At 49.5% G+C, this 6,067-nt stretch carries 7 protein-coding genes; 3 read left to right on the top strand and 4 right to left on the bottom strand.

What is annotated here, in order from left to right:
* Positions 1-272 precede the first annotated feature (272 nt).
* The gene (locus ACFS7Z_RS26845) at positions 273-425 is read left to right on the top strand and encodes a hypothetical protein (RefSeq protein WP_377492435.1); all 153 of its coding nucleotides are present in this window, start codon (positions 273-275) and stop codon (positions 423-425) included.
* Positions 426-557: 132 nt separating this feature from the next.
* Here ACFS7Z_RS26845 and ACFS7Z_RS26840 read toward each other — a convergent pair whose 3' ends face one another.
* A complete protein-coding gene (locus tag ACFS7Z_RS26840; RefSeq protein ID WP_377492432.1) occupies positions 558-1,235 on the bottom strand; it encodes an adenylate/guanylate cyclase domain-containing protein in 678 nt (225 codons plus the stop codon).
* An 894-nt stretch (positions 1,236-2,129) separates the two neighbouring features.
* On the opposite strand from ACFS7Z_RS26840, the gene ACFS7Z_RS26835 reads away from it, so the two are divergent.
* The gene (locus ACFS7Z_RS26835; RefSeq protein ID WP_377492429.1) at positions 2,130-4,238 is read left to right on the top strand and encodes a PAS domain S-box protein; all 2,109 of its coding nucleotides are present in this window, start codon (positions 2,130-2,132) and stop codon (positions 4,236-4,238) included.
* A gap of 135 nt (positions 4,239-4,373) precedes the next feature.
* Positions 4,374-4,550 (top strand): hypothetical protein, encoded by a 177-nt coding sequence (locus tag ACFS7Z_RS26830; RefSeq protein ID WP_377492426.1) that lies wholly within the window; start codon positions 4,374-4,376, stop codon positions 4,548-4,550.
* A gap of 215 nt (positions 4,551-4,765) precedes the next feature.
* On the opposite strand, the gene ACFS7Z_RS26825 is transcribed toward ACFS7Z_RS26830, so the two are convergent.
* The 3 genes from ACFS7Z_RS26825 to ACFS7Z_RS26815 all read right to left on the bottom strand — a co-directional run bounded on the left by ACFS7Z_RS26825 (position 4,766) and on the right by ACFS7Z_RS26815 (position 5,930).
* On the bottom strand, positions 4,766-5,005 hold the full coding sequence (locus ACFS7Z_RS26825; protein ID WP_377492423.1) for a heme NO-binding domain-containing protein: 240 nt from the start codon (positions 5,003-5,005) through the stop codon (positions 4,766-4,768).
* A gap of 60 nt (positions 5,006-5,065) precedes the next feature.
* Complete coding sequence (locus ACFS7Z_RS26820; protein WP_377492420.1) at positions 5,066-5,320, bottom strand: hypothetical protein; 255 nt, start codon at positions 5,318-5,320, stop codon at positions 5,066-5,068.
* A 358-nt stretch (positions 5,321-5,678) separates the two neighbouring features.
* Positions 5,679-5,930 (bottom strand): T9SS type A sorting domain-containing protein, encoded by a 252-nt coding sequence (locus tag ACFS7Z_RS26815; RefSeq protein ID WP_377492438.1) that lies wholly within the window; start codon positions 5,928-5,930, stop codon positions 5,679-5,681.
* Positions 5,931-6,067 lie beyond the last annotated feature (137 nt).

Raw genomic sequence — 6,067 nt, 5'->3', positions numbered from 1 at the left:
TTGATGGCGAAGATGATCTGCGCCTCGGTGAATTTTGATTTCTTCATGGCAATTCGCTTTTAAGACTATACGATTATTGCCCGCTTTCTCTACTTTACAACGGTCCGGTTTTTCGGGGGGAGGTCACCTGTAAGGTCTTGCAAATTAAGTCTTGTCTTATGTCTTAAATTCTGAGTTTTCCGGGACAGCGGCTCAATCACATTCAACCGATTCCGTACTGGTATAGATGGAGGCGCACCTTGCTCCTCAAAGTCTGAAAATTACCGAGGAAAGTGGAAAGCCCCCTCTGCGGGCTGCACCAAGGCGGTGGTTTCAAAGGAAATGCAGCCACGGTAAAGCTTATAGAGCAGCATGAGGATATTTTGCGTCTGCAACAGCCTGGTGATGAAGAGCGGCTCCAGATAAGGGAGGGCTTTCTAAACTGACATATAGGGTGCGAGCCAGCCCACAAGGGAAACTGCTTGGGCTGACAAGGCATCTGTACTAAGGAGGTTGTGTTTTTTGTGCCAAAGCTTTTCCCATCCCTGCATGCTCGACGCATACCTTTCGGTTTCCTGCTACGCAATCACATAGCCATTCACAGGGCTGTTTATGCCCTTCAGGGTAAGCGTTCTCTTTTGCGCATCTGGGTATTGGTCTTTTACATGGTTGAACACCTCTTCCGTCACCATGATTTCACCGATGCCAGCGGCTCCCTGGAGCCGTGACGTTAGGTTAACCACCGGACCTATGGCGGTAAAATCTTTGTAGGTGGTTCCCACTTCCCCTATGTAGCTTTCACCTGTATGTATCCCTATGCCCACACCAAGGGTGTGGACGTCACTCAGGCCGATTTCCTCTTTCATGTGTCGGCAGTCTTTTTGCAGTTGAACGGCCGCGCTCACCGCATTCTGCACATGCTCCTCCCTGATTAGGGGAAAATTAAAGATGGCAAGGACGGCATCGCCGATGAACTTGTTGACAATCCCATCCCTTTCCCATACTGCCGCCGAACATCGGTCGTAAAAATGGTGTAGCAGTTCATTCAGTTTTACGGCTTCTATTTGCTGCGACAAATCCGTGTACCCCCGGATATCGGCAAAGAGGATGGTAGTGGAAACCGGGATTTGCTTTTGCTTCATTATCTTGGCAAAATTGCTTTCGCAATAAGTGCAAAGATTGGGGTGCATCTTGCTTTTCTTGATGCCAATCATGTTGAAAAAGACCGAGAAGGGACCGCGTATGGTCGTCGGCATATGCATATGCTCCCAGCAGCCTTGGCAAATCACCGTTTTTTTCATCTTCTCCTTCCCTCCTTTGTATATACGTGTTACATGAATTTATTCATATCCTATCGTGAAATAAGTTTGAAAGCCCTCTTTTTATCTCTGCGGCTTTAAACCCTTTGCCCGCTGTCGAGCAGACAAATAAGTATATACAGGTTCAAATCCCGTATAACCGGGGAATCTTGGGACTGCGGGACAAGGATCAACACTTTTCAGGACGGGTCGCCCCTAAGCCGTATCAAAAATTCCCACGTTTTGCGGGACATGCTACCTCAGTACAAGACACCCGCTCTATGTAAGCTTAATCATACCTCCTTACTTATCTCATTATTCCGAGGTTTCGCGGGACAAGCCTGTAAGGGGCATTCGCCGTGCCTGCCATGCATATATAAGCCTGCTTTGGACGGTTACTGCCCATAACAGGCACGGAGTGATCATGAAGTATCTTATTGCTGCACTACCTTAAGCACCGCCTGCAGACCCTGCCCCTCCAGGCGCAGGTAGTGCAACCCACTGGAGCGCATTTGGCGAGATAAATTGAGCTCGACCTCTTTTGTCGGGCCAGGCAGGCTTAATTTTTCTCCAGCCACCTCCTTACCCGTCGGTAAGAGTAGCGTATAGGCAAGCTCCCTTCCCTGAAAAAAATAATCATTGCAAGTACTTTTTCTCCTGTGAAGCGGTGAAACTTTTACCGGCCGAAACAGTTATAGGAAAACTTTTCTTCCGTTTAACTTAAATTTGGTGGTTTCCCGTTGCAGAAACCCGCACTCCATGTCAAGTACAGACCCATCGCCAGAATTCTTGTGCAAACCTAATGTCGCAGCCATCTTTAACACTGCTCAACGACAAGCACGAGAAAAATTAATGCGCGGGACATCCCTGGAAGAGGTAATGGACACGCTTATTCTTTCCCTGGAGAAAGCCTATCCATCTATTTTTTCATCAGTGTTGCTCTTGAACAAGGATACGCTATATCATCTAAGCGCCCCAAGTTTGCCAGAAGCGTATTCCAAAGCAATAGACGGAACCCGAATTGGGCCTTCCGCTGGCTCTTGTGGTACTGCAGCGTTTACCGGAGAGCGGGTAATAGTAAAGAGCATCGCCACGGATCCTAAGTGGGCAAATTTTCAGGTAGCCCTGAAGCACGGTTTGATGGCTTGTTGGTCGCAACCTATTCTATCTTCAACAGATGAACGGGTGTTGGGGACTTTTGCTGTTTATTATAAAACCGAAAAAGCTCCCTCAGAGGAAGAAATCCTTTTACTGGAACTGGCCGCTAATCTGGCAGGCACAGCCATTGAATGGGGCATGGTTCTGAAAGATCGCCACGATCTGGAAGAAGAGCTAAAAGAATCAAACGCAGCCCTCCAGGCCCTGAACAGTGATCTGGAAAATAGAATTCAGGCCCGCACCCAGGAACTGGAAGATCAGAATTACCTTACCAAAACTATCACCGACAATGCCACGGGGGCGCTCTTTATGATGGATGCCACCGGCTATTGTACGTTCATGAACCCTGCGGCGGTGGAGATGGCGGGCTACACGTTTGAAGAAATACGGGCAAAGCAGCTGCATTACTTGATTCACCACCATCGGCCAGATGGTTCCCACTACCCACTGGAAGAATGCCCGTTGGACAGGGCTCTGCCCCAGAATTTTGAAGTACGGGCCCATGAAGATTTGTTTTTCCGGAAAGACGGTACTTCTTTCCCGGTTTCTTGTGCGGCCAGCCCAATTTTTGATGAGAACAGAGTGCCTATTTCTACCGTGATCGAGGTACGCGATATTACAGAAGAGAAAAAGAACCGCCAGGAACTAGTGGAAACGGTAGCGCAAATGCAAACCCTGCTGGCGGCAATGCCCCAGATAGCCTTTACCGCCACCGTAGAGGGTGAACTGGACTATGTGAACGGGCATTGGCGGGAATATACCGGACTGCCTAAAGCAGCTGTCTTGGGGGAACAATGGATAGGAGCCTTGCACCCTGAGGATAAAAACCGTTCTGCCGCAACCTGGGCGAATTCTATCCAGACAGGGCAGGATTACCAAATTGAGATTAGGGTAAGACAATGGACGGGCGAGTACCGCTGGTATCTGACCAGAGCTATTCCATTGCGCAATGAGAATGGCGAAATCCTCAAGTGGTTCGGGACCGCTACCGATATCCATGAGCAAAAGCTGCTGATTGACCGCTTAGCTGCTACCCAGCAGGAGTTGCAAAGCATGAATGATGAACTTACCCAGAAAAACACAGATCTGGAGCGCACCAACGCCGATCTGGACAACTTTGTCTATACGGCCTCACATGACTTGAAAGCCCCAATTGCCAATTTGCAGGGTCTGGTAAAAGCCCTTCAGGAGGAGTTGCATGATTTGGGCACCCAAACCGAACCGGTAGAACCTTTGCTGCTCATGATTGACAAAGCAATTGTGCGGTTTAAGAACACTATTGATGAGTTAACGGAAATCTCCAAGATTCAAAAGCAGGTGGAAATAGGCCAGGAAATGGTAAACCTGGAGGATTTGATTGAAGAGTTTAGAGTGGTGAATACCGAGCTGATCTGTTCCAGCAAAGCCACTATTACCATTCAGGTGGCTGCGGCCCCAACCATTTGTTTCTCCAAGAAGAACCTCCGCAGCGTATTGTACAACCTTTTAAGCAACAGCATTAAATACCGTCATCCGAACCGTGAACCAGTAATAAATGTCTCTACTGACACCTTCGGGAATAACGGTATTGTGATTACCATTGAAGACAACGGTTTGGGAATAGAAGAAAAGCACTTAAGCCAGATTTTTGGCATGTTTAAACGGGTGCACCAGCATGTGGAGGGATCTGGGGTGGGCTTATACATTGTAAAGCGCATTGTAGAGAATGCGGGCGGAGAAATTACAGTTGAAAGCAAGGTAGAGGAGGGAACAAGGTTTGAAATCCGGCTGCATAATGTCGCCCTTTGTGAGATTACCCGTTAAGGAAAAGTAAAGGTTTCCTTCCCCCTCCTGATAAGGAGGAGGCCCCAAAAACTGACCCTGCTGGAGGCAGGAAAGAGGCACTTTCAGGGCACATTGGACAAAGGCGGGTGCCTTGGCATTAGCAACCCTTACCGGATGGGCTTAGGAAAGGAGAGAATAAGCTTCATTGGGTATGACGATGATAACTGCGCTGTCGACTACGACATCCCGATAGATGGTAAATGGACAGATTTGACAGCACAGTTCACATTCAAAAGACATCCCTCCGGACTGTATGTAGCCTTGTTAGAAGGTTTGTCTGTACTAAAGTAGGGGCAGAAGCCACGTCTCACTGATGCTCTTCGATTTTCCTCGTGCTGCATATCTCCTGCACTGCACGCATCAATGCTACCTGTTTCAAAACAGCTTTAAGCCGATGTCAGGATGGCGGGACAGTAAGGCTTGTGTGCCAGCACGTTTGAAGACAGGGATTCCGGTGTTATGAATTTTGAAAGCAGCGGATGCGTTGTTTGTTCCACAGGAGAATTCTACGGCAGGAAGTTCACCCTTATCTGGACTCTTTCCTCTCCCACCGGCGTCAGCAGTGTGACGGCCACCTTGTCGCTTTCGTCATAGTGCTTGGTAATGCCCTTGATGATACCAACGGCAACAGGCGCCATCCTGCGCCTGGAGTAGTAGTCGACAATCAACTGCTTGCTGCCCTTCTTTGTCACCAGCAGCAGGGGCGGGGTTGCCCGGCTGTCCTCTTTCCTGACGGCAGCGTGCATGGAGCACAATAGAGGTGTCAGGCTATGCTATCGTTTGAGGAGTGGTTCAGGAATAAAAAGCTATTCCATCAGTTCTTCCAGGTTAATCCTGTCCAGGTACGGTTCTAAGAGCTTCTTGCTTTCGAACCCATGCACCAGGGCAGTCTGGTTATCTTCCGGTGAGTACCAGACCTCGGCAAAGAAACCGGACATGTGGTAGAGCACCCCGCTACATCCCATCTCTGTGCGTATGGCCAGGAACCTTCCCTGCTGCCAGACAAGGTTTGCCCTTGTGTCGCGGGGGCAGGGATTAAACTGATAAAAATCCGTCCTCATCCGCTGTTGCCTGTTCTTTATGTACGGTTTTGTGAAAAAAGCTATAGCACCAGGGGAAATAATAATCACCTGTGCAAAGGGTAGGTAGGATGAACACATCGGCACCAGGTGAAGCAAAGGATTCAGTGATTGTATTCTTTCAAGCCCTTTTATAGTTAGCAGCAAGTAGCTTCCCTTCGTAAGTGCAATTCCAGCGGGTGGTAGTGTTGCCAAAGGCATTATGGTAAATAATGAGCTTTGTCAGCATCCTTTTTACCTGTGTCAACTATCTTCAATATTATCGCATGACAATTAAGTGTTTTAAACTGAGTGGTCAGTACCTGTTCACAGAAGCCTAGTCCTACGTGGCCTTTTGCCCTTATCTGTCCACGACGAGCTTCACGGTCTGCACGTTTTCCCCGGTGACGAGGCGGGCCAGGTAAAGGCCCCTGCTCATGCCTTCTACAGAGAGGGTGTGCTCATAGCGCCTGCCGCCTTCGGCCGCCCCGGCGGCTATCCGCTTCACGAGGGCACCCCTCATGTCATACACCTCCAAGGCGTAGTCACCGGCTTCCTCAAGGGTGAAACTGACAGTGGCCCTGCCAGAGACGGAGGTGGGGTAGACGGCCAGCCCATGTCCATCAGGAGCCGCTCCTGCAGCGACAGCGTCCTTCCTGGCAAAGCTCCTGTTGCTGGGCTTGTGGATGGTGATGTTGCCCCCGCCGATGGCGGTGCAGGCTTCGGCATTGTCGTCCAGGCTTGCTGACA

Origin of the sequence: Pontibacter toksunensis, from assembly GCF_042686245.1 — a bacterium.
Classification (GTDB): domain Bacteria; phylum Bacteroidota; class Bacteroidia; order Cytophagales; family Hymenobacteraceae; genus Pontibacter; species Pontibacter toksunensis.
Note: the sequence above shows the minus strand (reverse complement) of the source record. Positions and strands in the feature narration are given on the sequence as shown.